The organism is Edwardsiella piscicida (assembly GCF_001896205.1).
GTDB lineage: Bacteria > Pseudomonadota > Gammaproteobacteria > Enterobacterales > Enterobacteriaceae > Edwardsiella > Edwardsiella piscicida.
Genome location: NZ_MPNU01000001.1, coordinates 1,825,357 through 1,847,174 on the forward strand (window position 1 = coordinate 1,825,357; position 21,818 = coordinate 1,847,174).

At 56.1% G+C, this 21,818-nt stretch carries 28 protein-coding genes, 1 pseudogene and 1 CRISPR repeat array; of the genes and pseudogenes, 24 read left to right on the forward strand and 5 right to left on the reverse strand.

All coding sequences use genetic code 11. The features are described from left to right. Positions 1-386: 386 nt before the first annotated feature. Entirely contained in the window at positions 387-683 is a 297-nt protein-coding gene (locus BRD58_RS08420; protein ID WP_073382241.1) for a transcriptional antitermination N peptide, read from the reverse strand. 392 nt (positions 684-1,075) lie between these two features. Then, on the reverse strand, positions 1,076-1,741 hold the full coding sequence (locus BRD58_RS08430) for a LexA family protein (protein ID WP_225857689.1): 666 nt from the start codon (positions 1,739-1,741) through the stop codon (positions 1,076-1,078). 105 nt (positions 1,742-1,846) lie between these two features. Between BRD58_RS08430 and BRD58_RS08435 the strand changes: the two genes are divergently transcribed. The 11 genes from BRD58_RS08435 to BRD58_RS08490 all read left to right on the forward strand — a co-directional run bounded on the left by BRD58_RS08435 (position 1,847) and on the right by BRD58_RS08490 (position 7,657). Beyond that, positions 1,847-2,056: a helix-turn-helix transcriptional regulator gene (locus BRD58_RS08435; RefSeq protein ID WP_073382248.1), complete on the forward strand. Its 210-nt coding sequence runs from the start codon at positions 1,847-1,849 to the stop codon at positions 2,054-2,056. A 64-nt stretch (positions 2,057-2,120) separates the two neighbouring features. Continuing rightward, positions 2,121-2,477 (forward strand): hypothetical protein, encoded by a 357-nt coding sequence (locus tag BRD58_RS08440; protein WP_073382252.1) that lies wholly within the window; start codon positions 2,121-2,123, stop codon positions 2,475-2,477. Beyond that, positions 2,474-2,704 (forward strand): porin, encoded by a 231-nt coding sequence (locus BRD58_RS08445; protein WP_073382256.1) that lies wholly within the window; start codon positions 2,474-2,476, stop codon positions 2,702-2,704. The genes BRD58_RS08440 and BRD58_RS08445 overlap by 4 nt, the downstream gene beginning before the upstream one ends. 31 nt (positions 2,705-2,735) lie before the next feature. Further along, positions 2,736-2,996 (forward strand): hypothetical protein, encoded by a 261-nt coding sequence (locus BRD58_RS08450; RefSeq protein ID WP_073382261.1) that lies wholly within the window; start codon positions 2,736-2,738, stop codon positions 2,994-2,996. A 201-nt stretch (positions 2,997-3,197) separates the two neighbouring features. Then, on the forward strand, positions 3,198-4,136 hold the full coding sequence (locus BRD58_RS08460) for a helix-turn-helix domain-containing protein (RefSeq protein ID WP_073382264.1): 939 nt from the start codon (positions 3,198-3,200) through the stop codon (positions 4,134-4,136). Next, positions 4,133-5,515, forward strand: coding sequence for a replicative DNA helicase (locus BRD58_RS08465; RefSeq protein WP_073382268.1), 1,383 nt, complete (start codon positions 4,133-4,135; stop codon positions 5,513-5,515). Before BRD58_RS08460 ends, BRD58_RS08465 begins: the two co-directional genes overlap by 4 nt. Before the next feature lie 29 nt (positions 5,516-5,544). Next, positions 5,545-5,892, forward strand: a complete 348-nt coding sequence (locus BRD58_RS08470) for a hypothetical protein (protein ID WP_069578556.1) — start codon at positions 5,545-5,547, stop codon at positions 5,890-5,892. Between the two features lie 109 nt (positions 5,893-6,001). Continuing rightward, positions 6,002-6,646, forward strand: a complete 645-nt coding sequence (locus BRD58_RS08475) for a DUF1367 family protein (RefSeq protein WP_073382273.1) — start codon at positions 6,002-6,004, stop codon at positions 6,644-6,646. A gap of 2 nt (positions 6,647-6,648) precedes the next feature. Next, positions 6,649-6,951, forward strand: a complete 303-nt coding sequence (locus BRD58_RS08480) for a nuclease domain-containing protein (protein ID WP_073382278.1) — start codon at positions 6,649-6,651, stop codon at positions 6,949-6,951. Positions 6,952-7,005: 54 nt separating this feature from the next. Next, positions 7,006-7,356 (forward strand): type II toxin-antitoxin system RelE/ParE family toxin, encoded by a 351-nt coding sequence (locus BRD58_RS08485; RefSeq protein WP_073382283.1) that lies wholly within the window; start codon positions 7,006-7,008, stop codon positions 7,354-7,356. Position 7,357: 1 nt separating this feature from the next. Next, positions 7,358-7,657 (forward strand): helix-turn-helix domain-containing protein, encoded by a 300-nt coding sequence (locus BRD58_RS08490; protein WP_049640646.1) that lies wholly within the window; start codon positions 7,358-7,360, stop codon positions 7,655-7,657. Between the two features lie 71 nt (positions 7,658-7,728). Here BRD58_RS08490 and dhiA read toward each other — a convergent pair whose 3' ends face one another. Further along, positions 7,729-8,238 (reverse strand): type II toxin-antitoxin system antitoxin DhiA, encoded by a 510-nt coding sequence (dhiA, locus tag BRD58_RS08495; RefSeq protein WP_236721581.1) that lies wholly within the window; start codon positions 8,236-8,238, stop codon positions 7,729-7,731. Positions 8,239-8,348: 110 nt separating this feature from the next. Continuing rightward, positions 8,349-8,866: a CRISPR direct-repeat array (repeat unit 28 nt; unit sequence GAAACACCCCCACAGGCGTGGGGAAAAC). Between the two features lie 387 nt (positions 8,867-9,253). Here dhiA and BRD58_RS08500 point away from each other — a divergent pair. The 13 genes and pseudogenes from BRD58_RS08500 (at position 9,254) to BRD58_RS08555 (ending at position 21,147) form a co-directional block, all read left to right on the forward strand. Next, positions 9,254-10,015 carry an antA/AntB antirepressor family protein gene (locus BRD58_RS08500; protein WP_073382293.1) on the forward strand — a complete coding sequence of 254 codons (762 nt, stop codon included), beginning with the start codon at positions 9,254-9,256 and terminating at the stop codon, positions 10,013-10,015. Positions 10,016-10,143: 128 nt separating this feature from the next. Further along, a complete protein-coding gene (locus BRD58_RS08505; protein WP_073382297.1) occupies positions 10,144-11,484 on the forward strand; it encodes a Fic family protein in 1,341 nt (446 codons plus the stop codon). Between the two features lie 64 nt (positions 11,485-11,548). Continuing rightward, positions 11,549-12,367, forward strand: coding sequence for a TIGR02642 family protein (locus tag BRD58_RS08510; protein ID WP_073382302.1), 819 nt, complete (start codon positions 11,549-11,551; stop codon positions 12,365-12,367). Between the two features lie 233 nt (positions 12,368-12,600). Next, positions 12,601-12,999: a DUF6979 family protein gene (locus BRD58_RS17895; protein ID WP_139263895.1), complete on the forward strand. Its 399-nt coding sequence runs from the start codon at positions 12,601-12,603 to the stop codon at positions 12,997-12,999. A gap of 116 nt (positions 13,000-13,115) precedes the next feature. Beyond that, complete coding sequence (locus tag BRD58_RS08515; RefSeq protein WP_069578562.1) at positions 13,116-13,346, forward strand: ParD-like family protein; 231 nt, start codon at positions 13,116-13,118, stop codon at positions 13,344-13,346. Then, complete coding sequence (locus tag BRD58_RS08520) at positions 13,321-13,650, forward strand: type II toxin-antitoxin system RelE/ParE family toxin (protein WP_069578563.1); 330 nt, start codon at positions 13,321-13,323, stop codon at positions 13,648-13,650. Before BRD58_RS08515 ends, BRD58_RS08520 begins: the two co-directional genes overlap by 26 nt. An 85-nt stretch (positions 13,651-13,735) precedes the next feature. After that, positions 13,736-14,074, forward strand: coding sequence for a phage holin, lambda family (locus tag BRD58_RS08525; protein ID WP_073382305.1), 339 nt, complete (start codon positions 13,736-13,738; stop codon positions 14,072-14,074). Positions 14,075-14,076: 2 nt separating this feature from the next. Beyond that, positions 14,077-14,629, forward strand: a pseudogene (locus tag BRD58_RS08530) (glycoside hydrolase family 108 protein). Between the two features lie 189 nt (positions 14,630-14,818). Continuing rightward, positions 14,819-15,601 (forward strand): antA/AntB antirepressor family protein, encoded by a 783-nt coding sequence (locus BRD58_RS08535; RefSeq protein ID WP_073382310.1) that lies wholly within the window; start codon positions 14,819-14,821, stop codon positions 15,599-15,601. A gap of 102 nt (positions 15,602-15,703) precedes the next feature. Continuing rightward, positions 15,704-16,249, forward strand: coding sequence for a DUF2514 family protein (locus BRD58_RS08540; protein WP_069578564.1), 546 nt, complete (start codon positions 15,704-15,706; stop codon positions 16,247-16,249). Between the two features lie 356 nt (positions 16,250-16,605). Next, the gene (locus BRD58_RS08545) at positions 16,606-17,382 is read left to right on the forward strand and encodes a hypothetical protein (RefSeq protein WP_073382315.1); all 777 of its coding nucleotides are present in this window, start codon (positions 16,606-16,608) and stop codon (positions 17,380-17,382) included. After that, on the forward strand, positions 17,375-19,036 hold the full coding sequence (locus BRD58_RS08550) for a terminase (protein ID WP_073383880.1): 1,662 nt from the start codon (positions 17,375-17,377) through the stop codon (positions 19,034-19,036). The genes BRD58_RS08545 and BRD58_RS08550 overlap by 8 nt, the downstream gene beginning before the upstream one ends. Further along, positions 19,033-21,147 (forward strand): portal protein, encoded by a 2,115-nt coding sequence (locus tag BRD58_RS08555; protein WP_073382321.1) that lies wholly within the window; start codon positions 19,033-19,035, stop codon positions 21,145-21,147. The genes BRD58_RS08550 and BRD58_RS08555 overlap by 4 nt, the downstream gene beginning before the upstream one ends. Positions 21,148-21,219: 72 nt before the next feature. On the opposite strand, the gene BRD58_RS08560 is transcribed toward BRD58_RS08555, so the two are convergent. Continuing rightward, positions 21,220-21,501, reverse strand: a complete 282-nt coding sequence (locus BRD58_RS08560; protein WP_069578568.1) for a type II toxin-antitoxin system RelE family toxin — start codon at positions 21,499-21,501, stop codon at positions 21,220-21,222. Then, entirely contained in the window at positions 21,491-21,742 is a 252-nt protein-coding gene (locus tag BRD58_RS08565) for a type II toxin-antitoxin system Phd/YefM family antitoxin (protein ID WP_069578569.1), read from the reverse strand. The genes BRD58_RS08560 and BRD58_RS08565 overlap by 11 nt, the downstream gene beginning before the upstream one ends. Positions 21,743-21,818 lie beyond the last annotated feature (76 nt).

A 21,818-nucleotide genomic window follows, 5' to 3' on the forward strand; every position in this document is an offset into this window, starting at 1 on the left:
GTAGCTAATGCCACGGTTTTTGGCATTAGCTCAGATTTACCATACACACACCCTGTGCTGGCTTTTGGGGAGACAGGACTCGCTTCAGGGTGCGCTGCCCCTCAGTTGACAGGACGAGCGTATACTCACATCTCTCATTCCAGGGATCTGGCTGCTTTCACTATAAAGGAAAGGTAAGCAGGTTTAGAGATCACCGGATCTGGAAAGATAGTTGTTAACATGAATGTTAACAGTACTGTCCCCCGGAAAATTGTCCAAACGGCTCCCTCAAACTATTTTTTATACTACTGATACCTGTAGCAGTTAATGGTAAGCAGGTCACTGTTAACAATGTCCGCTCCTCGCTCTGAGCGGACATTTGAGCAGATGGTTACTGATATCAACGCCTACAACACCCTATACAGCGCCACCTGTGCCAAACAGCAGTTGTCCCAGCTGGGCTGCGGCTGTTGGCGCTCACCTGTGCACAATACGATCACATCTACTCGATGCGACTCGCGCTTGCTGGCGATTTCTGCTCGGTTTAGGGCAGGGCGGTGCGCTAATTTTAAACCTAGCGCATGATCGATACGCGACTCGATCAGCTCGCGTTGGATAGCCTGAGCCTTGCGGCGTTCGTGGCGGCGCTGACGTGCATTTTTCTGTGCTGGCCTGACGGAGTTTCCCTTGGTGATCGCGGCCATAATCCCTCCTGGATAGATGACGCTAACAATAGTGGATGACGGTGACTTAGGCGGTGTGGAGGAGACGGCATGATCCACACACCCCGAAGTCATCGGGAGCGGAGTCAATGGGCGGTGCGTTGTCGGCACCTTCCGTAGAGCTGGACGGCTCGTTGGTTAAAGAGCGGCACTGCGTGTTTTATACTCACTATATACATCTCGTATCTAATAAATGTAAATACAAAATGATCAAAAAATGGACTGATTTTATTAACGGTTTGTATTTTAATGAGATTAAATTAGACGAGGCTGAGGGGAGGGATATAAAGTGAAGTGATATATGAGATTCGATGTATTTTGCGAAAGATTGAAGCCAGGTTGATGAAGAACGATGATTTGCCAACCTGGCGAACTTATTTAAACATCTCTTCCGGCCATTGCGACATTACCACCTTGCCAATAACCTGGCAGCCATTCGCGCAGTTCAGCAGAGGGAACTGAGGGTTCAGTGGTTGCAGGTAGTTGATGCCCCCGTCGCGGATCAATCTTTTGAAGGTGAACTCATTGCCGTTCATCACGGCGATGCAGAAATCGTTGATCTCGACGTTTTGCGCGGGGTCTACCAGGATCAGCATTCCTTCTGGAAAGCTGGGGCTGGTGCCTGTGGGTGCGGTCATCGATGCTCCCTCTACGATTAACCAGAACGCCTTGTCGCTGGCGCGTTTAATCGTCTTTATCCGGCGCTTGGCGTCTTGCAGGGTATAGGCGTTATCTTCCGTGGTGAACTGACCCGCCTGCACCTTGCTGAGTAGGGGATAGGCGTACTCGGGTACGACCTTACGGGCGGGCGGAGGCGTCTCGCCGGCCATGCCGAAGGTGCCGTCGCTGTTTAGGGTAATGCCATCGATACCGAGATAGTTAAAAATCTTGGAGAGATCGGCGAGGCAGGGTTCTCTGCGACCGGTCAGCCAATGGCTCACCGCCCCTTTGGTAATCTCCAGCGACTCAGCAAGCTCTTCCTGAGTCATGTTGAGCGCCTTCATGCGCTCCTTTGCGATTTCATGCCATGTCGTTTTCATATCTTGATTATACATTTTGTATAGCACACATAAACAAACATTATGTATCTTTTTGTTTGTCTCATCCAGATACGTCTTGTATACTGGTTGTCTTGGAGGTGCTTGATGAACCGAATCCGAGAAATTCGCAAACAGCTAGGACTGACCCAACGGAAACTCGCCGGTTTGGCGGGCTGTACGCCGGGGGCCATCGGCCATTATGAATTAGGGCGCCGGGCTATGAGTATCACTGTTTGTCAGAAAATCGTACTGATTTTTAATCAATTAGGGGCATCTGTCTCACTGGATGATGTCTTCCCGCAACGCATTACATAACAGCAATCTCTATCCTCGTTGGACGCTGTGGGGATAGTCCTTTAACCCGATTAAGGACTGACCTATGACCATACACCATCCCTCCCTTTCCCCGGCAGGGGCTCAGCTGGACATTCTGCGCCAGCAGCTGCTGGCCCGTAAACGGGTAGGCAAGCCCGGCCTGCCGCTGCACCTGCTGCGCGATGATCAGATCAAGACCCGCTGGACGGAGTCTGAGCTGGCGACCATTCGGGCGGCGTCCTCCGCCATGTCTTCCAATCCGGCCGTTGAAACCAACATTGCGGCGATCCGTGGTTTTCTGGCGATGTTCGCCGAGGCACCGGAGATGCTGATCCATGTGCATCTGGCGCTGCGGGCCGCGGATATTCCGGCGCCGGACTGGCTGCCGCCGCTGCCGGTAGTGGATAGAGCGCCATCATGAAACGGCAGCAGAAACTGAACACCGCACAATCCGTGGCGCTGATCGCCGGGATTGTCGGTGAGAAGTTGGATTTGGCCGGGGAGGAGACCCGGCGTTTGGCCATCACAGGGGCTTTGCCGGGCGTGGCGCGGGCGTTTTTTTCGCGCGAATCGGGCGGTGTGGCCTCCGGCACAGGAGAGCAGGTATGGCATACAGCACAGCAGGACGACAGCCCCTTTTCCCGTTAACGCTGCCGCCGTCGGCGCCGGGAGGTGCCCGATGAGCTGGCCGCAGTTCATTCACGACAACATTCGGCGCCAGCTGGTGGGCGAGGGCTTCGACGAGGCGCTGGCGCGCAAGGGGGCGGAGGCGGGCGTCGTGCACTATGTTGAGCATTCCACCCAGGCATCCCGCCCCGGCAAGCTCTTTGATGACTGCCTGCGGGTGGCGCGACGCTGGGTGGTGGCGTACGGCACCGTTCAGGAGCGCAGTCAGCAGCGCCAGCAGCGCCTCGCCCGTTCGGCGAGCGCCCGGCGCTAAGGGGGAGGGATGAGCCTATCGCGCGCACGCTCTCACACGCTGCATCACACGCTGGCGGGAACCTCCCGCCGGCTTCAGGCAGTGTTTATCCTGCAGGCCAAGCGGGCCTATGCCGAGTGCCGCCATGTCGCGGCGTCGGTTGACTGCGCCCGTCGTTTGGCGATGCGAATTTCCACAGTGACGAAAAACGGTTGGTGATCTATGAGCATGATGCTGATGGCGATGGCCATGAAAATTAAGACAGGGAATCCACTGCGCAAGCTGGTGCTGCTGAAGCTGGCCGATAACGCCAACGATCAGGGCGAGTGCTGGCCGTCGATCCCGTATCTGGCGGCGACCTGCGAGATGGCCGAGCGTTCGGTGCAGAACCATATCAAATGGCTGCATGAGCATGGTTTTTTGTGGGTGGAGCGGCGCAAGAGCAAAAATGGCGGCCACCAGTCGAATATTTACCATTTGACGCTGGAGCGGCGGCTGCGTTCTCCGCTGGAGGAGGATGAAAATGATGAGCCGTCGCCGGCCGAAAATCAGGGAAAAAAGGGCGCTGCGCAGGGGGCGGGATCGACCGGTGCAAATGGTGCGTCTTTGTCTGAGGTGCCAGTGCAACACATACGCCAGGGGTTGTCGTTTGACTCACTAGGGGTAGCGCAACCATTGCACCCAGAACCTATCATTAAGAACCTATCATTAGAACCTATACCCCCCTTACCCCCCAACAACAGCGAATTCGTTGAGCCCGACAAGGACAAAACCGATCGGGGAAAACCGGATTGGACAGCGCCCGATCGACACCATCGCGAGCTCGATAATCCTGAGGCCGATCACCCAGAACGGGAGAATCTCACTCGACGACCTGCTGAGCGTATGGACTATGGCGCTTATCTGGCAGCTTACAACGAGCTGGTGGGCGACAGGCTACCCCATGCGGTGACCGTCAACGAGGAGCGTAAGCGTAAACTGCGTGCGTTGGTGAAATCGTTGGCGACGCCGAACCTGGAGGGCTTCCGGGCCTATATCTCGGCGTTTCTCGACCATGCCAAGCCGTTTTACTTTGGCTGCGGTGATGCGGGCTGGATCGCCGATTTTGACTACCTGCTACGCCAGAAAACCTTGACCCGGGTACGGGAGGGCACGCTGTGAACGCCAATCTCCAGTACCTGGAATCCAGCGTGATCGGTGGCCTGCTGCTGGGCGGTCTGACACCGGCTGCGCAGGAGGTGCTGGCGTCGCTGGAGTCTGAGGCGTTTTCGATCCCGCTGTACCGGACGGTTTACCGGGTGATCCAGCGCCAGGCCAGAGCCCGCAACCTGATCGACTCGCTGATGGTGGCCGAGGAGTGTGGGGACGAACACTTTGCCGATGTGATGAGCACGGCCAAGCACTGCCCCAGCGCCGCCAATCTGGCGGGCTATGCGGAAATGGTCAGCCAGGAGTACCAGCGCAGGCAGTTCGCCGTCACCCTGGATGGCATGCGTCGGGAAATCATCAGCGCCAGTATCGAGCAGGCCGGGCAGGCGATGGATACCCTGATGAGCCGCCTGTCGCTGATCCGCCGTCCCCGGCTAGAGCCTATCCCGGTGGTGCTGGGCGAGGTGATGGGGGATTTTACCGAGACGCTGGAGCGGCGCCTGAACAATGGGCTGGAGTCGGACACGCTTCGGCTGGGGATTGCGCCGCTGGATGAGGTGACCGGCGGGGTGAATCCGCAGGATCTGGTGATCGTTGCCGGGCGCCCGGGGATGGGAAAAACGTCGCTGGCCATGCGTATTGCCACGTCGGTGGCCGCCCGCACGTTACCCGGCACCTCACAGCGGCGCGGGGTGCTGATCTTCAGCCTGGAGATGGGCGCGCAGCAGCTGGCCGAGCGGGGCATTGCCGCGGCCGGCGGGCTGGCGGTGTCGGTGCTGCGTAATCCGGCCACGCTGGACGACGAGGGGTGGGGGCGGGTATCGCAGGGCGTCGCGGCGCTGGATGGGCTGGATATCTGGATCGTCGATACCGCGCGTTTGAGCGTGGAGAAAATCCGCGCCATGGCCGAACGGCAAAAGCAGGCACACCCGACGCTGTCGCTGATCCTGGTGGACTATCTGGGGCTGATCGATAAACCGCGCGCCGAGCGCCACGATCTGGCCATCGCGCATATTTCCGGCAGCCTGAAGAGCATGGCGAAAGAGCTGGGGACGCCGGTGATTGCGCTGAGCCAGCTGTCCCGCGAGGTGGAAAAACGCCCCAACAAGCGGCCGGTCAGCGCCGATCTGCGTGACTCCGGCAGCATTGAGCAGGATGCCGACCTGATCGTCATGCTGTACCGCGACGTGATTTATCACCCCGATACCCCGGCCCGGCACCATGCGGAGCTGATCGTCACCAAAAGCCGCTTTGGTCAGGCCGGGGCGGTGATTTACCAGCGTTTTATCAATGGTCATTTTGTGGAGTGCGACCAGGACGAGGCGCGGCGGCTGTGTACCCCGATGGATCAACCGCCGCTGGCATCGCGTTACCGCGGCGCCAGAGTGTGAGCGTAGCGGTGAGGCAGGGAGGAGAGACGATGAACCTGAAACCGGATGTCAGTTTTCAAGAGCGTGCCAGCATCAACAACGGGCTGCGGGCGCTGAGCCGTGAGCGGGGCTGCGTTGGCGGCAGTACCCAGATGAGCCGCGTGATCATCGTCGCCGCCGGCGCCGATTGGCACACGCTGCGCGGCCTGGAGCGTCGCCTGCTGCAGCTGTTCCCGCGGGAGGGGGATACTCAGGCGGCGATCAGCGCCCGGCTGCGGCAGGTCAGCGTGCTGCGCCACGGGCTGGTCAAGCAGGTGCGCAAGGTGCGCAATCCCGACAGCGGGAAAACGGTCTGGTTTTACCGCCTGGTGCCCGCCCGCCGAGACGGGGGTGTGTGATGGTGAAATTTTCGCCTGTGCGCCACGCTGCGGCGTTTTTAGGATATCAGCCATACCGACCCACGGCGTTGCTGTTCAATCGGCTTCTGAGCTGTGCTGAGGCGATTTTATGAGCAGCGTGCAGGGCAAGTCGCCGCGCCGCCATAAAGCCGAGGCGCTGGGCGTGCTGCTGCCGGGCGGCGGGATCCGCTATGCCACCGATCACGATCGTGACGTGATGCGGGCGGTGCCGGTCGGTACGCCGATTGCGCTGCAGCCGGTGGGCGACCGGCGCAACCTGAAGCACCACCGCAAATTTTTTAAGCTGCTGGCGCTGGGGATGCAGTACTGGGTTCCGGCGTGGGAGTTTGTCAGCCGTTCGGAAAGCTGGGTCGCCCATGCGGTGGCGCGGCGGATTGCCGAGGCGGCCGCCGATCCAGCGCTGTATGACAGCGTGACGCGGGAGATAGCCCAGGGGGTGCTGGCCCGGCTGGCGGAGAAGCGGCGCGGGCTGTTCGATGCCGAGGTGCTCAAAACCGAGGAGGCCTACCTGAACCATGTGATGACGCAGGCCGGCTTCTGTGATGTGAAGCCGGCGCCGGACGGCGGCACCTACCGCCAGCGCTGGAGCATTGCCTTTGCCAATATGGATCAGGCGACCTTTGACAGTATCTATCGTGGGGTGGCCGGGGTGATTTGGAATGAGACCCTGAGCCAGCATTTTGCCAGCGAGGCAGAAATGGCGCTGGCGGTGGATCAGCTGATGGCGTTTTAGTGATGAAAAAATCAGGCGCGTTTCGTAGCCGGGCGTGGCGGGAGTCGGCCCGGGGGCAGGGGTGTACCCTGCAAATTCCTGGGATTTGCAACGGTGATCCGCAGACGGTGGTGCTGTGCCATCTAGCCAGTCCGATGCATGGCATGGGGTACAAGTCGGATGACTTCTGGGCAGTGTATGGCTGTTCGGCCTGCCACGATGTATTGGATGGCCGGGCACCCTATGACTGGCGACCCGGCGAGCGAGAGGAGGTGATGCTGGCGGCGCTGTATTGGACGCTGAGGGGGAGGGTGCTACCTTGCTAATATAGCAAGAAAGCTATATGCTGATTATAGCAAATAAGCTATAGGACATGGATCGTGTGGATTGTTGAAACGACAGCCGCTTTTGATGAGTGGTTTACGGCACAGAGTGAGGCTTTGCAGGACGAAATGCTGGCCGCTTTAACCGTATTGAGCGAGTTCGGCCCTAACCTCGGACGCCCTATCGTGGATACGTTAAAGGGTGCAAAGCTGGCAAACCTTAAGGAGTTGCGAGTTCAGTTCGCCGGTAATCCGATTCGTGCGTTTTTTGCATTCGATCCAGAACGAAAAGCAATTGTGTTATGCGCTGGTGACAAAACAGGCATCAACGAAAAACGGTTTTATAAGTCAATGATTAAGCTTGCTGAGGCTGAATTCAGTAGGCACCTGAAAAAACGAGGTTCTTAAAATGGCAACGCTAGATAAGCTGTTGGCACAGCGTAGTCCTGAAAGTCGCGCGAAAATTGAAGCGCGGGCTGATGAATTGCGTCGAGAAGTATTGCTCCATCAGCTGAGAGAAGAACTGAGTATGTCACAGAGCGAATTAGCCGCTGCTATGGGGGTAAAACAGCCGACAGTGGCAAGAATGGAGCAGCCAGATAATGATCCGCGTTTATCTACGCTTAAACGCTATGTGACCGCCTTGGGTGGCCAGATAAGTATTGATGTGACGTTGCCGACGGGTAAGCGAGTTGGTTTTCACCTCTAAACCTTGCTGAGTTTTATTATTTTGACATCCCCCGCCTTGAAGGGCGGCGCTTGACGGCACACAGTAAGCCCTTAGCCGTGCTGCGCGTTATTTTCACGCACGATAGCCAAAATCGCGCCGCTGATCTTTGCCAGTGATTTAAAGCTGGGGTTCGTTGATGGCGACAGCGTTTTGTATGCACTGCTGCGGCTGGCAATCCCGGCCCTTTTGATGACGTCCGCGTGGCCCAGCTGCTCCGCGTATCCCCTTAACGCGGCCTGCAAAATATCTGGGCGCCCCTCGGTCATGGATTCCCAGGTGGCCTGGCGGAGGATCGCTTCTACATTTTCTGGCGTGAGTGAGCGTGAGGATGCCGATACCACCGCGCCTTTGCTCATGCGCCTAACCGTATCGGCAGAAAGCTCGGCATCTCCCCAGTTCAGCACGCCGCTGGCCGTCAGGGAGAAGCGGTTAACGTCGGCGATCGCAGAGAAGGGCGGTTTGCTGAACAGTGCGGCTAAATCAGCCCTGCCACGGAAGCCGTCGCTAAATTCGACCTCGATAACATGGTCGCCGACCACATCCACATCAATAATTTTCAAGATAGCTGCCTCTTACAGTTTCCAAGGATGCATCCCATTAACCGCCATCTGCCACATAGCCAGCAGCCTGGTTTTATTGGCCTTGATATGTGACTCGGCCAGTTTCCTATTAAACACCCCCACAGGCGTGGGGAAGACCAAGCGCGTAACCGTCGAGATTTTTGGCGATGTAGAAACACCCCCACAGACGTGGGGAAGACGTACTGTAGAAGATATACCCCAGGTGGGCGCCGGAAACACCCCCACACACGTGGGGAAGACCTGGACATGGTGATAGCATCACTACTGATTAGGGAAACACCCCCACAGGCGTGGGGAAAACGATGCCAGGTTGGTGAACATCTTCTTCACGTCGGAAACACCCCCACAGGCGTGGGGAAAACTTACCCACAACAAAATATTACCAGCCTCTAGTAGAAACACCCCCACAGGCGTGGGGAAAACCAAAGTCAGGACGCCAACCTAATTTCCATGCTGGAAACACCCCCACAGGCGTGGGGAAAACATCATTTCTATTTCTGAGGCTCTTATAAAGTCAGAAACACCCCCACAGGCGTGGGGAAAACCGCCTGAGCTATGAGCAAATCGTAGCGGCGCAAAGAAACACCCCCACAGGCGTGGGGAAGACCCCATTATATTGTTAAAGAACATACTAAACCAGCTACAGATTGTGGTTGGTTTACTGGTCGAATAGCCAGATGGGGCTCTGTATGGTCAGGCTAGAATGATTCATTGAATTCCTATGATTTGTAAGTAAAGTATCATAAATCGAAATTAGTTTTACCCGCGGCGTCGGGGGTATAGTCCGCTCAGGTGCTCAACACACCGTCTACTAGCGGAGCTCCGCACCCGACAGATATGCGGTTTTTTACGTCCATAGATTATGGTCGGGTAGCGTGTAGTACATATAACACCCAACTTATTGGGAAAAACTACAGGCCGTCTAGTAGCGGTGTTGAAGTACCCGACCACCCTTATCAACAGGGGTAATCAACAATCTACTAGGACGCAAAAAATGACCAGTCAACTCATCCCCGTTTTCAACGGTACTATCTCCAATGAATCCGTTCTACTTTGTAACGCTCGCGCTCTACATGATTTTCTTGGCATTGGGAAACGCTTCGCCTCTTGGATTGTTGAGCGCATTGAAGAATACAGATTCATTGAAAATCAAGACTATGTGATTGCTTCCCAAATTCGGGAAGCAAAAACACGTGGAGGTCATAACCGCAAAGACTACCATCTCACTCTCGACACCGCTAAAGAGCTGGCGATGGTTGAACGCAACGAACGTGGCCGTCAGATCCGCCGTTACTTCATCGAATGCGAGAGGCAACTGCTCACCCGCCAGCAGGGCGCGTACTCAGCCCCTAAGCCACAGCCGCTCTCCGACGGGGAGATAAAAAACCTGAAATGGCTGATCGACTCCATCGTCAATCCGTTCCGGTTCCGCGCCGCCTGGAATCAGGGCGTCTGGTACGCGCTGCGTCAGGCCACCGGCGTGCCATCCCCATATCCCTTTACCGCCGACGATCTACCTGCGCTGGCCCGCGAGCTGCAGCGCATCATGGAGATCAGCCATGAAACCCGTAGCCTGCTGCAACAGCTAGAAAAGCAGGTGCTTCAGCAGGTGGTGCGGAACCGCGGCGAACTCCGCCCTGTGTTGAACCATATTCAGCATGAGTTCAGGCAGCTGAGTCTGTTGGGGGAGACCCGCTCCCAGTTGAACAACGTCGAGCGGCAAAGTCTGGCCCGGCTAGAGCGGCGGGCAGGGTAGCCTGGGGCGCCCGGTGGGGAGGACTGCCGGGCGTGGTATGGCGGAAAGGGCTGAATGAGAGTGCTTGACAGGGTGGCCCTCTGACCGTAACTTTAGTTTGAACATCAAAATTTAAAAATTGAGGTATCATGGCAAAACACCCGGTAGAACAGTCGATTAGGTTCGATTTATCATCTCTTTCTGTTGAGGATATCATCCCATACCTCAATCATTACGGTGTAACTGATGATAAGGGGCGTTACTTGCATTGGTGCCAGCTAAAATGGCGGGTTCCAAGCCGTGATGCCAAAAATATATGGTTGGCTATAAAATTTCATAGAAATGCAGTGAGAAAGGATATTGGGCTATATGATAAAAATGGTGATGCCTTCCACTATATTATCCATGACTCATTGGAGCCTAAGTTACACAAAATAGTACAGTTAGGCGCAGGAAAGGTTGCTGCTGTCGCAGGAGTTCAAGCATCTGATAACATCAAAGAGAACTATTTGGTTTCATCACTTTTAATGGAAGAGGCGATTACCAGTGCGCAATTAGAGGGGGCAGCTACGACTAGGGCGGATGCGAAGAGAATGCTTGAAGATGAGCTAACGCCAAGCACTGATGATGAAAGAATGATTCTCAATAATTACATGTTGCTTAGGTTGGCAGATAGGAGAAAAAACGAGCCGTTAACCAGGGATTTAATGCTTGATTTCCACCGGGTAGCTACAGACTCAGTTTCTGAAAATAATAATGAGCCAGGGGCGTTCAGGTGTAGTAATGATATCTATATAGGTAATGATGATGACCCGCTTTTTTATCCACCGGATTACACTTTGCTTGAGAAAAGGTTAGAGGATATCTGTACATTCGCGAATGAGAAGCATGATGGAGAAGATGGTTCAAAGTTTATTCCTCCAGTGATTAAAGCAATTATCCTCCATTTTTTGATGGGGTATGAACATGCTTTCAGAGATGGTAATGGTCGAACCGCAAGGGCAATATTTTATTGGTTTATGCTAAAAAATGGTTATGATATTTTTGAGTATATTTCAATCAGCAAAATAATAAAAGAGCATGCGCGGGACTATGGGCTGTCTTATCTGTACGTGCAAAAAGACTATGGTGATTTGACATATTTCATTGATTTTCATTTGAGAGTTATTCTTGAAGCATTTGATGAGTTGCAAGGATATTTAAGAACTAAAAGTGAAGAATTTTATGAAGTGGTAAAAATTCTTGAAAACTCGAAATATAAAGATCAGTTGAGTTTTATACAAAAAGATTTAATCAAGAAAGGCATTAAAGAGCCAGGTCGATTGTTCAAAGTGAAATCTGTTCAAAATGTCTATGGCATTAGCGAAAATACGGCAAGAAAACAGTTAAGGCAGCTTGCCTCGTTGGGCGTATTACTCCCAATCATAGTCGGAAAAGCGACACATTTTATTGCACCGGCTGATTTGAGAGATCGTCTTATAAATAAATAGATTGCTTGATGTTTTATATTTTATGAATAGGATAAACCAGACTCTCCCATGGAGGATCGGGTTTATGCCTATCGCTATCGAACAACTGATCAAGATGTTTGACCCGCGCAGCGTCAGCGCAGAATGCCTGCACCTGATCCGGGCGGTGCCAGGGATCACCCGGGAGCAAATCCTGGGCGCGTTTGCAGCGGTGGCGCAGCGCCATCCGCTCGGCTTCGATTTGCTGCTGGCCCGCTACCGGGAAGATTGTCAGGCCGAGCAGCGCGCGCGGCGGGCGGCGGCTGATAGGGTGTGCCGGAGCCCACATCCCCCTTATGGCACCGCCGTCTGCCAGCTGGCCGTCACCGTGGCACTGGGGCGGACGCTGCCCGCCCAGCGGGTGGTATTGGCGGCGCTGCTGCGCAAACATGGCCCCCGGGCAACGCTGGCAGCCAAGCAGCTGGCCGATATTCAGCGCCAGCAAAAGGGGCTGGAGAAGGCCCGGGTTATGCTGAGTGAGGGTGACTGGCGCTATCGGCGTAATCTGGCACAGTACGATGCGCTGGCGGGCCGTTCCGTGGCTCTCCGCCGGGCGCTGGCCGACTGGGCCGACGCAGAGGCGGCTCGCTCACCCCATTGCCCACGCTGCCGGGGCAGCGGCCAGCTGTTGCGGCCACAGCCCCATTGCTGTGATACCTGTGGTGGTCGAGGAAAAATCAGCGTGACCGCTGACCATTTCCGGCGTTCGCTGGTGGATGAGGGCATTGTGATAACGCCTGATGTGTGGCGGGCAGAGTACCCGCCATGGGTGAATGATACGCTCAATGGGTTGTATCAGGAGATGCAGCTGGCCGGCGATGCCTTGTCGATACGATTAACGTTAGAGAGGCAGGCGGTGGCATGAAGAGATTGCCAATGGCTAATAAGTGAGCTAAATTCGGAAAGATGACCAAGCTATGTTTATCGCCGATTAATCGCGGCATGCTTCGATAAATATCATCTCTATCCGGTATCGCTTTATCTTTCACGTTACTGTGAATTGATAAATCTGTGTGATGGCTCCTGTTTTATATATTGACGCCACTTAAATTTATTGTTTAGTTAACTCCACGCGTCTTTTTAACGTCATGGGGTTATATGAAAGCACCGTCAGAATGCTGTTATGGGAAAATCGCAGGGGAGGCCTATCGCCTCGCGCGTGATGGTATGCCACCGACTCAAGCCTGGGATAAGGCGGTGGTCGGGAAAAAGAAAGGGTGTCCTCGGGCGGCATTTCTGGGGCTGTGTGAGATGGGGTATTTGAAGAATATTCCTGCGGGCTCTTATCAGAAGAACGACTCAAAAAATGCACGGTATGCGACTGTCGCGGCCAATTATTTATTGGCTCATAGAATTATCGCTAATGATATTACCTCTCGTGCATTATGGAAAGTGGCATTGGAGCATGAGGATAACCCGCAGAAGAAGCATAACAGCCAAATGCATATCGTGCTGACATTATGGGAAGCCGGAGTAATTCAATCTCCGCCGCGGTGAGTATGAGGCAAGCTTAACCTAGGCTTGCCTGGTGGCTAAAAGTTGCACAGCGCGACAAAATGTCGCATACTGTGCATGCGCTGTGATGGCGTGTAACCACCGAGAGGCACCGCAAAATGGCAACGAGTGTTCGTTTGGATGATGAGTTTGTCAACGACGCTAAGATCCATGCCGATGCTGAGAGCCGTAGCGTCCCTAAGCAGATTGAGCATTGGGCCAGGATTGGCCGGATAGCAGAAGAGAATCCGGACTTACCTTACAGTTTTATCAGTGAGGTGTTGCTGGCACAGGGTGAGGTCAACAATCAGAAGGTGACGCGCTATGTCCGCAGGACCAAACGCCAGTGAGATAGCGGTTTATCAGAGCCGGCGCTTTGAGAAAGCACTGGATAAGCTCCCTGAATCACAATTAGCGCGGGTCGAAGACGAGATCGATAAGATTATCGCCGACCCCGAGATTGGCGAGCTGAAAAAGGGCGACTTACGGTTTTTGCGCGTGCATAAATTTACGCTGAACAGTCAACTTGTACTGCTGGGATACAGCTGGCAGTCAATGCGGGTAGCGCTGTATCTATTGACGATCGGGCCCCACGAAAACTTTTACCGCGAACAGAAGCAGCATCGTAAAGCGGATTTGAAACTCATTGGCTAACGTCGATACATTTTTCCAAATAACAGACCCTGGCATATGCCGGGGTTTTTTTATATCTGAATCACCCCAGCGCGGGGATAACGAGATGGCGAATATGCACCATAACCCGGAAACACTCAGTGCACTGCTGCTGTCCTGGTGGCAGGGCGATACCCCGGTCGGCGGCGTGCTGCTGGCGATTGTGACCGCCGCTGTTCGGGTGACCTATCTGGGTGGGGGTTGGAAACGAACCGCCCTAGAGGGGGCGCTGTGCGGCGCACTGACGCTGACCGTGGTGGCGACGCTGGACTATTTCAGCCTGCCGAAGTCGCTGACCCCGGCCATCGGCGGTGCGATAGGTTTTATCGGCGTGCAGCAGATCCAGCGTTTTGCGCTGTATATTCTGCAGCGCAAGCTGGGGATGCCGACAGACAAGGAGCGGTAATTATGGCACTGACTAAGGATCAAATTTTCGATGCTCTGCTGGGGCGTGAGGGCGGGTATGTTGATCACCCCCACGACAAGGGCGGGCCAACCAACTGGGGGATCACCGAGAAAGTGGCCCGAGCCCACGGCTACACCGGCGATATGCGTAACCTGACGCGGGCGCAGGCGCTGGAAATCTATGAAAGCGACTACTGGTCAGGTCCCCGTTTTGATCAGGTGGCGGAGTATTCCGCGCCGGTGGCCGCCGAGCTGCTGGATACTGGGGTGAATATGGGGCCGTCGGTGCCCGGCAAGTGGCTGCAGCGCTGGCTGACCGCTTTTAACGATGGCGGACGCCTGTACCCGGATATCAGCGCCGATGGGGTGATTGGGCCACGTACGCTCTCTGCGCTGCGGGCTTATCTGGATGCCCGGGGCGCGGAGGGGGTAGCTGGTGCTGCTGCGGGCACTGAACTGCAGTCAGGGCGAGCGTTATCTGGCGCTGGCCGAACAGCGGGTGCAGAACGAGTCGTTTCTGTATGGCTGGGTGCGGGAGCGGGTCGGTCTGTCTTAACCATATCTGACGTGTATCCAAGAGCCTCGGCTATGCCGGGGCTTTGTCGTATCTGCGCCATGCCCGGCGCAAACAATTACACAGAGCCTTATAGAAACAGGCCTCGGAGAAACGTCGTTATAGGCGGCGACCTCTCTGTGGGCGACGTTTCTGGGCAACGAGGCTTGTTTCTATAAGGTAACCATCGATATGAACACATCTATAGCTTCTTCTTGTTCCGACGCATCAAGCAATCATCATGTCGTTAATGAGTTCGCTGACATTGTTCCTGTTGTCAGTGGCCGGATCGGTGAGCGTGAAACCAGCGTTGTGAGCGGGACGTCGTTACACAAGGCGCTGGGAGTGGCAACCCGAATGACGGATTGGATAAAGCGTCGTATCGGGGAGTACGGCTTTAAAGAAGGTCTGGATTACATCATTGTTGAAAATTTGCGCTCCCCAAATTTGAGTAGCGCAAAATCTCGCCAGCAGATCAGCCATGAATACCTGATTACATTGGATATGGCCAAAGAGCTGGCAATGGTCGAGCGTAGCGAACAAGGGCGCGCCATTCGTCGTTACTTCATCCAGTGTGAAGAGGCGTTACAGCTTACCGCTCCAGAAGTCGCCGCGCGTTATCGTCGCAAGTTAAAGGCTCGCATCGGAGTGGCAAACCTGTTTAAGCCGATGTGTTCCGCGTTGGAATCGGTAAGGGCGGAACAGGGCAAGGCGACGCAGTCTCACCACTACAGCAACGAAAGTAACATGATCTCCCGCATCGTCCTGGGAGGCCTTACTGCGAAGCAATGGGCAGGCATGAATGGAGTAGTGGGGGATCTTCGCGATTCGATGAATGCCGAGCAGTTAGAGCATCTGTCTTATCTGGAAAGTACTAATATCACTCTGCTGGATATGGGGATGGATTACCCGCAGCGGAAGACTGAGTTGATCCGGCTGTCTCAGCGCTGGATGGCGCGGCGTCTGGGTTCGTGATGGCTTTTGTTTAACATCGCACAAAAATAGCGGTGGCAGTGTTCAGGCCTTGAATGATGCGAAGAAAATCGCATCGGTCATCACTATCAAGGGTGGGATTACATGGTTGGTGAACGGTTATGGAAGCCACTGGCGCTCATTGCGTTGGTGGCTTTGCTTTTATGGGGCCTCTCGACCTGGCGTTATGCATCCGGGTACGCCGCCGGTAAGCGCTTGACTGAGCAGGCGTGGCAGCTTAAGTGGGAGACGCGCAACCGGGATGAGGAGACAGCCAGGGCAAACCGGGAGCGGGGCGAGCGGGCTGAGGAACAACGTCGCTGGCAGGCCATGATTAAGGTGAAACAGAATGCGGATCAACAACTGGAACAGATTAAAGCCGATGCTGCTCGCTCTACCGCTGATGTTGAGCGCCTGCGGCGTACGCTTTCTCAATTGCGGCAGCAGTTGGCAGACCGTTCCCCCTGCCGAGTTTCCACCGCTGGTGGAGCCAGCTCGGCAAGCGCCGCTGCCGGATTTCTGTTTGCCGACGTGCTCGGCGAATCTCTCCAACGCAATGCAGCGTTGGCAGCCTATGCTGATCGGGCCCGAGCCGCCGGCCTTGCCTGTGAGCGGCTCTACGATGCCGTGACGCCGTCGCGCGCGCCGTGAGGGCTGTGTTTTACCCAGGGTGCGGTAAAACTCTGCCTTTCAGGACGGGGAGAATGTCACTGGCACTGTCCTGACGCATTCGCTCCGTTTGGACAGACCTGTGTACTGCCAGGAATAATTCCCCAGCTTGAGCCTAATGGTCCAGCACAGGCGGTTAAGGTGAGCGTTACCAGTAGGGGGAGCACGATTTTCATATTTTGATCCCTGATGTATGAAAGTCCGCTTTTTAATTTATCACTATCAGGCTGTGATGGCCGCAGCGAGTATGACAAATCGTGCTATTGAGATCGTTGTTTCACGCCGACAGATTTTTATAAAAAAAATGTGATAGTACGACTCTAGCCAGGATAACCATTATGACAAAACCGGACTGGGCGGCGATTGCAGTGGCGTTCCAGGCCGGAGAGCTGTCCCTACGGGCCATCGGTGCCCAGCACGGCGTATCCGAAGGTGCCATTCGAAAAATGGCCAAAAAACATGGCTGGGTACGCGGTGAAAAAAACGGTACGCAAAAAAGTACGCAGGTACGCAAAAAAGGTACGCAGAAAAAACAGGGAAAAAAGTGCGTACCGGTAAAAAAGCAGCGCGGGCAGGAGGATGGGCAAGGGGGCGCAGAGGCGCTCTCCTCTGTTTCACCTGCGGCAAAACCAATTCGCGGTTCACGTCACGCGCCGCCCATCCGTCCTTTTCTGCCGCACAATACGGCGGCGGTGACCCATGGCGCCTATGCCCGCCGCATGCTGTGGCCCGATGACATTATGCAGGATGCGCAGCGGCTGCAGCTGAACGATGAGCTGCTGATGCTGCGGGCGGGCAACCTGACGGCGGCGACGAATATCGGGCGTTGGATAGCGCAGCTGGAGCAGGCAGATCCAGATCAGGGCAAGGTATTACGGGAAAATATCGGGGCGGCGGAGCGGGGGATTTTGCGTAATACGGTGCGCATTGAGTCGCTGGAGCGGACCCTGCGCGTCAATGCGCTGAACGAGGCCACGACGGCCAAGCGCTGGGCGGAGACGCAGCGGCTGACGTCGGAGAACAGCGATGCCGATACGCCGCTGCGGGAGGTGATTGAGCAGATCCAGGGGAGCCAGCAGGGAGGGCGGATCAATGCCGGTTCGGGCGATGAGTGAGCGGGAGCAGCAGGCGCTGGTCTACGGCTATCTGAGCGATCCGTGGTGGCGGCTGGACAATCTGTACCAGATTGTTGATGAGCAGGGGCGGCTGGTGCCTTTTCGGATGCGGCCGGCGCAGCGGCAGCTGTTTATGGAGATGCACGAAAAAAACCTGATCCTGAAAGCCCGTCAGTTGGGATTTTCCACCGCCATCGATCTGTACCTGCTGGATCAGGCGCTGTTCAGCCAAAATGTAAAGTGCGGCATCGTCGCGCAGGATAAGCAGGCGGCGGCAGAGATTTTCCGCACCAAAATCGAGGTGCCTTTCGATCATCTGCCTGGGTGGCTGGCGGGCTGTTTTCATGCGGTAAAGCGTCACGGCGGGGCCTCTGGGGGCTACATCGAATTCGCGCATGGCTCCAATATCATGGTGGCGACCTCTTTCCGTTCGGGCACGGTACAGCGGCTGCATATTTCTGAACATGGAAAAATCTGCGCCAAATACCCAGCCAAGGCGAAAGAGGTGCGCACCGGGACGCTGAATGCGGTGGCCGATGGCAGCATTGTATTTATCGAGTCCACGGCGGAGGGGGTCGGCGGCGATTTTTATGATATGAGCCTACGGGCGCAGGAAATGGCGCAAAGCCGTTTGCCGCTGTCGTCGCAGGACTATAAGTTTCATTTCTATGCCTGGTGGCAGGATCCCAAGTATGCGGCGGCGGTGCCGCCGGGTGGGCTGCGGCTGAGCCGTCATCACCAGGACTATTTTGCCGACGTTGAGCAGGCGATGCGGATAACCCTTAGCGATCGGCAAAAATGGTGGTACGTGCGCAAGGAGGCTGAGCAGCAGCAGGAGATGAAGCAGGAGTTTCCCTCTACGCCGCGCGAGGCGTTCCTGACCTCTGGGCGCCGGGTTTTCTCCTCGGCATTCATGCTGCAGGCGGAGGGGCGCTGTACGCCGCCCGCGTTGGTTTACGACATCGATCCGGTGACCGGGCGTAAAAATAAGATGCAGGCACTGCGGCAGGGCGCCAGCGATGCGCTGCAGCGTCAGCTGCTCAATTATCTGCTGATCTGGGAGCTGCCCGACCCCGATGAGGTGTATGCCATTGGCGCCGATGTGGCGGAGGGGCTGGAGCGGCGCGATCGCAGCAGTCTGGATGTAGTGAAACAGAGCAGCGGAGAGCAGGTGGCGCACTGGGTGGGGTATTTGGATGCCGAGCTGTTTGCCATGCTGTTGGATAACGTCGGCCGCCTGTACGGCATGGCCTATATCGGCGTAGAGCGTAATAACCACGGCCATGCGGTATTACAGAAGCTGCGGGCGTTGTATCCGCCGCGCTATCTGTATAACGAGCAATTCCTCAACCAGGATACCGATGATGAAACCCGCCGGCTGGGGTGGCTGACCACGCGCCAGAGCAAGCCTATCCTGATCGAGGGGCTGAAAACCCTGCTGCGGGAGGCGGCGGACGGACTACGCTGGATTGGCAGCGTGAGCGAGATGAATACCTACGTTTATGACAAAAATGGCGCGATGGGCGCCCAGGCGGGCTGTTATGACGATCAGGTCATGAGCTATGCCTTGGCCCAGGAGATGCGCGCCCGGATGCCGGCGCGCAGACAGCCGGAGCCCATCAAACATCAGCCAGCCCACTGGATGACCCGATGACCGATCCCTTTTCTTCCCCGGATATTTCGACGGCGCCCGATCGTCAGGGCCAGTTTACCCTGGCTCAGCTGCTGTCTATCACGGCCGATATTCATCATCAGCCGGATTGGCGTTCGGCGGCCAATAAGGCCTGTGCCTACTATGACGGCGAGCAGCTGCCGCCGGAGCTGATTGCCTCGCTGCTGGAGCGCAGTCAGCCGCTGACCATGCATAACCTGATCGCGCCGACGGTAGACGGCGTGCTGGGCATGGAGGCCAAAACCCGCACCGAGCTGATGGTGGTAGCCGATGATCCGCAGCCGGAGTTTGAGGCATTGGCCGAGGCGGTGAATGCCGAGTTCGCCGACGCCTGTCGCCTGGCCAATTTGGGCAAGGCGCGCAGCGATGCCTATGCCGGTATGTTAAAAGCCGGGCTGGAGTGGGTAGAGGTGCGGCGCAGCGACAATATCTTTGGGCCGCGCTATAGGGCGGGTACGGTACACCGCAATGAGGTGTATTGGGACTGGCATAGCCGGGAGCCGGATCTGAGCGACTGCCGTTGGCTGCTGCGTCGCCGGTGGATGGATTTGGACGAGGCGCTGGCTACATTCCCCGCCAAGGCGGCGATACTCCAGAATGCCCGCATGGATTGGCGCGGTTTTATCGATACCGAGCTGGCCGAGGGGCTGGATGCCGATCTGGTCGCGGCCTATGAGGAGTATCAGCAGTACAGCCGCAGGGAGCTGGAGTGGCTGAGCAGCGATCGGCAGCGGGTGCTGCTGCAGGTGGTTTACTATCGTAGCTGGGTGGCGCTGCCGGTGATGACGTTGGCCAACGGACGCGCCCTTGAGTATCAGGCTGAAAACCCGCTGCACGCCGCGGCGCTGGCGATGGGGAGAGTGCAGGTACAGATGGCGCGCAGCAGCCGTATCCGCGAGGCCTGGTTTGCGGGGCCGCACCAGTTGGTGGATAGGCCCTGCACGGCGCCGCAGGGGATGTTTCCGCTGATCCCGTTCTGGGGCTACCGCAAAGATCGCAACGGGGCGCCCTATGGTTTGGTCAGCCGGGCGATACCGGCGCAGGACGAGGTGAATTTCCGGCGGATTAAGCTGACGTTTTTACTGACCGCCAAGCGGGTCATCATGGATGATGACGCGGTGAATATGAGTCGGAAGCAAGTGCAGGAGGAGGTGGAGCGGCCGGATGGACTGATTATTCTGAACCCCGATCGCCGCAATAAGACCACCATCGCCCAGTCGCTGGAGGTGCAGCAGGACTTTCAGGTGGCGCAGCAGCAGTTTCAGGTCATGCAGGACTCCATGAAGTTGATCCAGGATGGTATGGGGGTCTATTCCGCCTTTCTGGGGCAGAACTCTAACGCCACCTCCGGCGTGGCCATCAGCAATCTGGTCGAGCAGGGGGCAACTACCCTGGCCGAGCTGAATGACAACTATCAGTTCGCCTGCCAGCAGGTTGGGCAGCTGCTGTTGGGCTATCTGCTGGAGGATTTGGCGCGGGTGCGTAACCATACCATCGTCGTGAACCGTGACGATGCGCGCCGGCGGAAAAACGTGGCGATCAATGTCGAGGGGAACGACGGCATGAGCAATGATATTACCCGTCTGCGCGCCCATATTGCGCTGGCGCCGATCCAGCAGACGCCGGCCTACCGTTCCCAGCTGGCGGAGCGGCTGGGGCAGGTGGTGGCGGGTCTGCCGCCGCAGGTGCAGGCGGCGGTGCTGGATCTGTGGATTTCGCTGCTGGATATTCCCAATAAGACCGAGTTTGTCGAGCGGATCCGTCAGGCGGTAGGAATGGCCAAGTCAGCCGATGAGATGACGCCAGAGGAGCAGGAGGCGGCCGCCCAGCAGCAGCAGGTGGAGCAGCAACAGCTGGCGCTGGCGATGCGGGAGCTGGAGGCCAAGGTGGGTAAGCTGGAGGCCGAAGCCCAGCGCGCCGCGGCGTCGGCGCAGCGTGAGCAGGCACAGGCCGAGGGGCAGCGTTTTCATGATATGAAGACGCAGGCGGAAACCGGGCAGATTTTGCAGGGAATGCAGCAGGATGCTCAGGCGGCCCGTCAGCAGTTGTTAACCCTTATCGAGCAGCAGATTGCCGCGATGCCATTGCATTAGGGTAAAAAGTGAGCTAATTTGCGAACGATGACCCGCCTCGCACTTTTTGCGGGGCTTTTTGTTTTTAGGTGGCTAACGACCGTCTGCCGCTAGGTACACGTCGTTATCGGCTCGTTTACCGATAGCGATCACCAGCAGGATGATTTCGCTATCGTTGACTTCATAAACTAACCGATAACCGGAAGATCGTAATTTTATTTTATAACGGTTAGCGCGCCCACTTAAGCGGGCGGCCGGGATATGTGGATTTTCTAGGCGTTCGATCAGTTTCTTTTTCAACTGGCTTTGAATGGGCGGTGCCAGTTTTTTCCACTCTTTCAGGGCTCGCTTTTCAAAGCTCAGTTTATAGGTCATCGATATTTACGCTGACGAATTCAGCGTCCTCTAGACGCTCATCGGCGATACGATTAAGAGCAGCATTTTCAGCCAGCTCCAGGTAGTAAGCATAGAGCTCCGGTGGAACGCAGTAAAAGGCCGGCTCATTCCGGTTTAAGATTGCGACGGCATTGCCGTCACCCTCAGCAATGGTACCCATCGGATTGCGTTTTAGATCGGTAATACTGGCGGCTGTTGTAGTGAGAATTTGGTATGCCATATCTCTTCCCCTTGTCTGATAGATACACTATAGCGCCTTTACGGACACCTTTAAAGGTGCTCTTAATCGTGCTGCG

Excerpts from the sequence above, each read along its gene's own strand:
- BRD58_RS08520 (WP_069578563.1), top strand. The coding sequence starts at position 13,321 with ATGTCCGCAGGACCAAACGCCAGTGAGATAGCGGTTTATCAGAGCCGG.
- BRD58_RS08450 (WP_073382261.1), top strand. The coding sequence starts at position 2,736 with ATGAGCTGGCCGCAGTTCATTCACGACAACATTCGGCGCCAGCTGGTG.
- BRD58_RS08515 (WP_069578562.1), top strand. The coding sequence starts at position 13,116 with ATGGCAACGAGTGTTCGTTTGGATGATGAGTTTGTCAACGACGCTAAG.
- BRD58_RS08500 (WP_073382293.1), top strand. The coding sequence starts at position 9,254 with ATGACCAGTCAACTCATCCCCGTTTTCAACGGTACTATCTCCAATGAA.
- BRD58_RS08435 (WP_073382248.1), top strand. The coding sequence starts at position 1,847 with ATGAACCGAATCCGAGAAATTCGCAAACAGCTAGGACTGACCCAACGG.
- BRD58_RS08555 (WP_073382321.1), top strand. The coding sequence starts at position 19,033 with ATGACCGATCCCTTTTCTTCCCCGGATATTTCGACGGCGCCCGATCGT.
- BRD58_RS08475 (WP_073382273.1), top strand. The coding sequence starts at position 6,002 with ATGAGCAGCGTGCAGGGCAAGTCGCCGCGCCGCCATAAAGCCGAGGCG.
- BRD58_RS08460 (WP_073382264.1), top strand. The coding sequence starts at position 3,198 with ATGAGCATGATGCTGATGGCGATGGCCATGAAAATTAAGACAGGGAAT.
- BRD58_RS08480 (WP_073382278.1), top strand. The coding sequence starts at position 6,649 with ATGAAAAAATCAGGCGCGTTTCGTAGCCGGGCGTGGCGGGAGTCGGCC.
- BRD58_RS08490 (WP_049640646.1), top strand. The coding sequence starts at position 7,358 with ATGGCAACGCTAGATAAGCTGTTGGCACAGCGTAGTCCTGAAAGTCGC.
- BRD58_RS08470 (WP_069578556.1), top strand. The coding sequence starts at position 5,545 with ATGAACCTGAAACCGGATGTCAGTTTTCAAGAGCGTGCCAGCATCAAC.
- BRD58_RS08420 (WP_073382241.1), bottom strand. The coding sequence starts at position 683 with ATGGCCGCGATCACCAAGGGAAACTCCGTCAGGCCAGCACAGAAAAAT.
- BRD58_RS08545 (WP_073382315.1), top strand. The coding sequence starts at position 16,606 with ATGACAAAACCGGACTGGGCGGCGATTGCAGTGGCGTTCCAGGCCGGA.
- BRD58_RS08525 (WP_073382305.1), top strand. The coding sequence starts at position 13,736 with ATGGCGAATATGCACCATAACCCGGAAACACTCAGTGCACTGCTGCTG.
- BRD58_RS08550 (WP_073383880.1), top strand. The coding sequence starts at position 17,375 with ATGAGTGAGCGGGAGCAGCAGGCGCTGGTCTACGGCTATCTGAGCGAT.
- BRD58_RS08510 (WP_073382302.1), top strand. The coding sequence starts at position 11,549 with ATGCCTATCGCTATCGAACAACTGATCAAGATGTTTGACCCGCGCAGC.
- BRD58_RS08535 (WP_073382310.1), top strand. The coding sequence starts at position 14,819 with ATGAACACATCTATAGCTTCTTCTTGTTCCGACGCATCAAGCAATCAT.
- BRD58_RS08440 (WP_073382252.1), top strand. The coding sequence starts at position 2,121 with ATGACCATACACCATCCCTCCCTTTCCCCGGCAGGGGCTCAGCTGGAC.
- BRD58_RS08565 (WP_069578569.1), bottom strand. The coding sequence starts at position 21,742 with ATGGCATACCAAATTCTCACTACAACAGCCGCCAGTATTACCGATCTA.
- BRD58_RS08560 (WP_069578568.1), bottom strand. The coding sequence starts at position 21,501 with ATGACCTATAAACTGAGCTTTGAAAAGCGAGCCCTGAAAGAGTGGAAA.
- BRD58_RS08430 (WP_225857689.1), bottom strand. The coding sequence starts at position 1,741 with ATGAAAACGACATGGCATGAAATCGCAAAGGAGCGCATGAAGGCGCTC.
- BRD58_RS08540 (WP_069578564.1), top strand. The coding sequence starts at position 15,704 with ATGGTTGGTGAACGGTTATGGAAGCCACTGGCGCTCATTGCGTTGGTG.
- BRD58_RS17895 (WP_139263895.1), top strand. The coding sequence starts at position 12,601 with ATGAAAGCACCGTCAGAATGCTGTTATGGGAAAATCGCAGGGGAGGCC.
- BRD58_RS08445 (WP_073382256.1), top strand. The coding sequence starts at position 2,474 with ATGAAACGGCAGCAGAAACTGAACACCGCACAATCCGTGGCGCTGATC.
- BRD58_RS08505 (WP_073382297.1), top strand. The coding sequence starts at position 10,144 with ATGGCAAAACACCCGGTAGAACAGTCGATTAGGTTCGATTTATCATCT.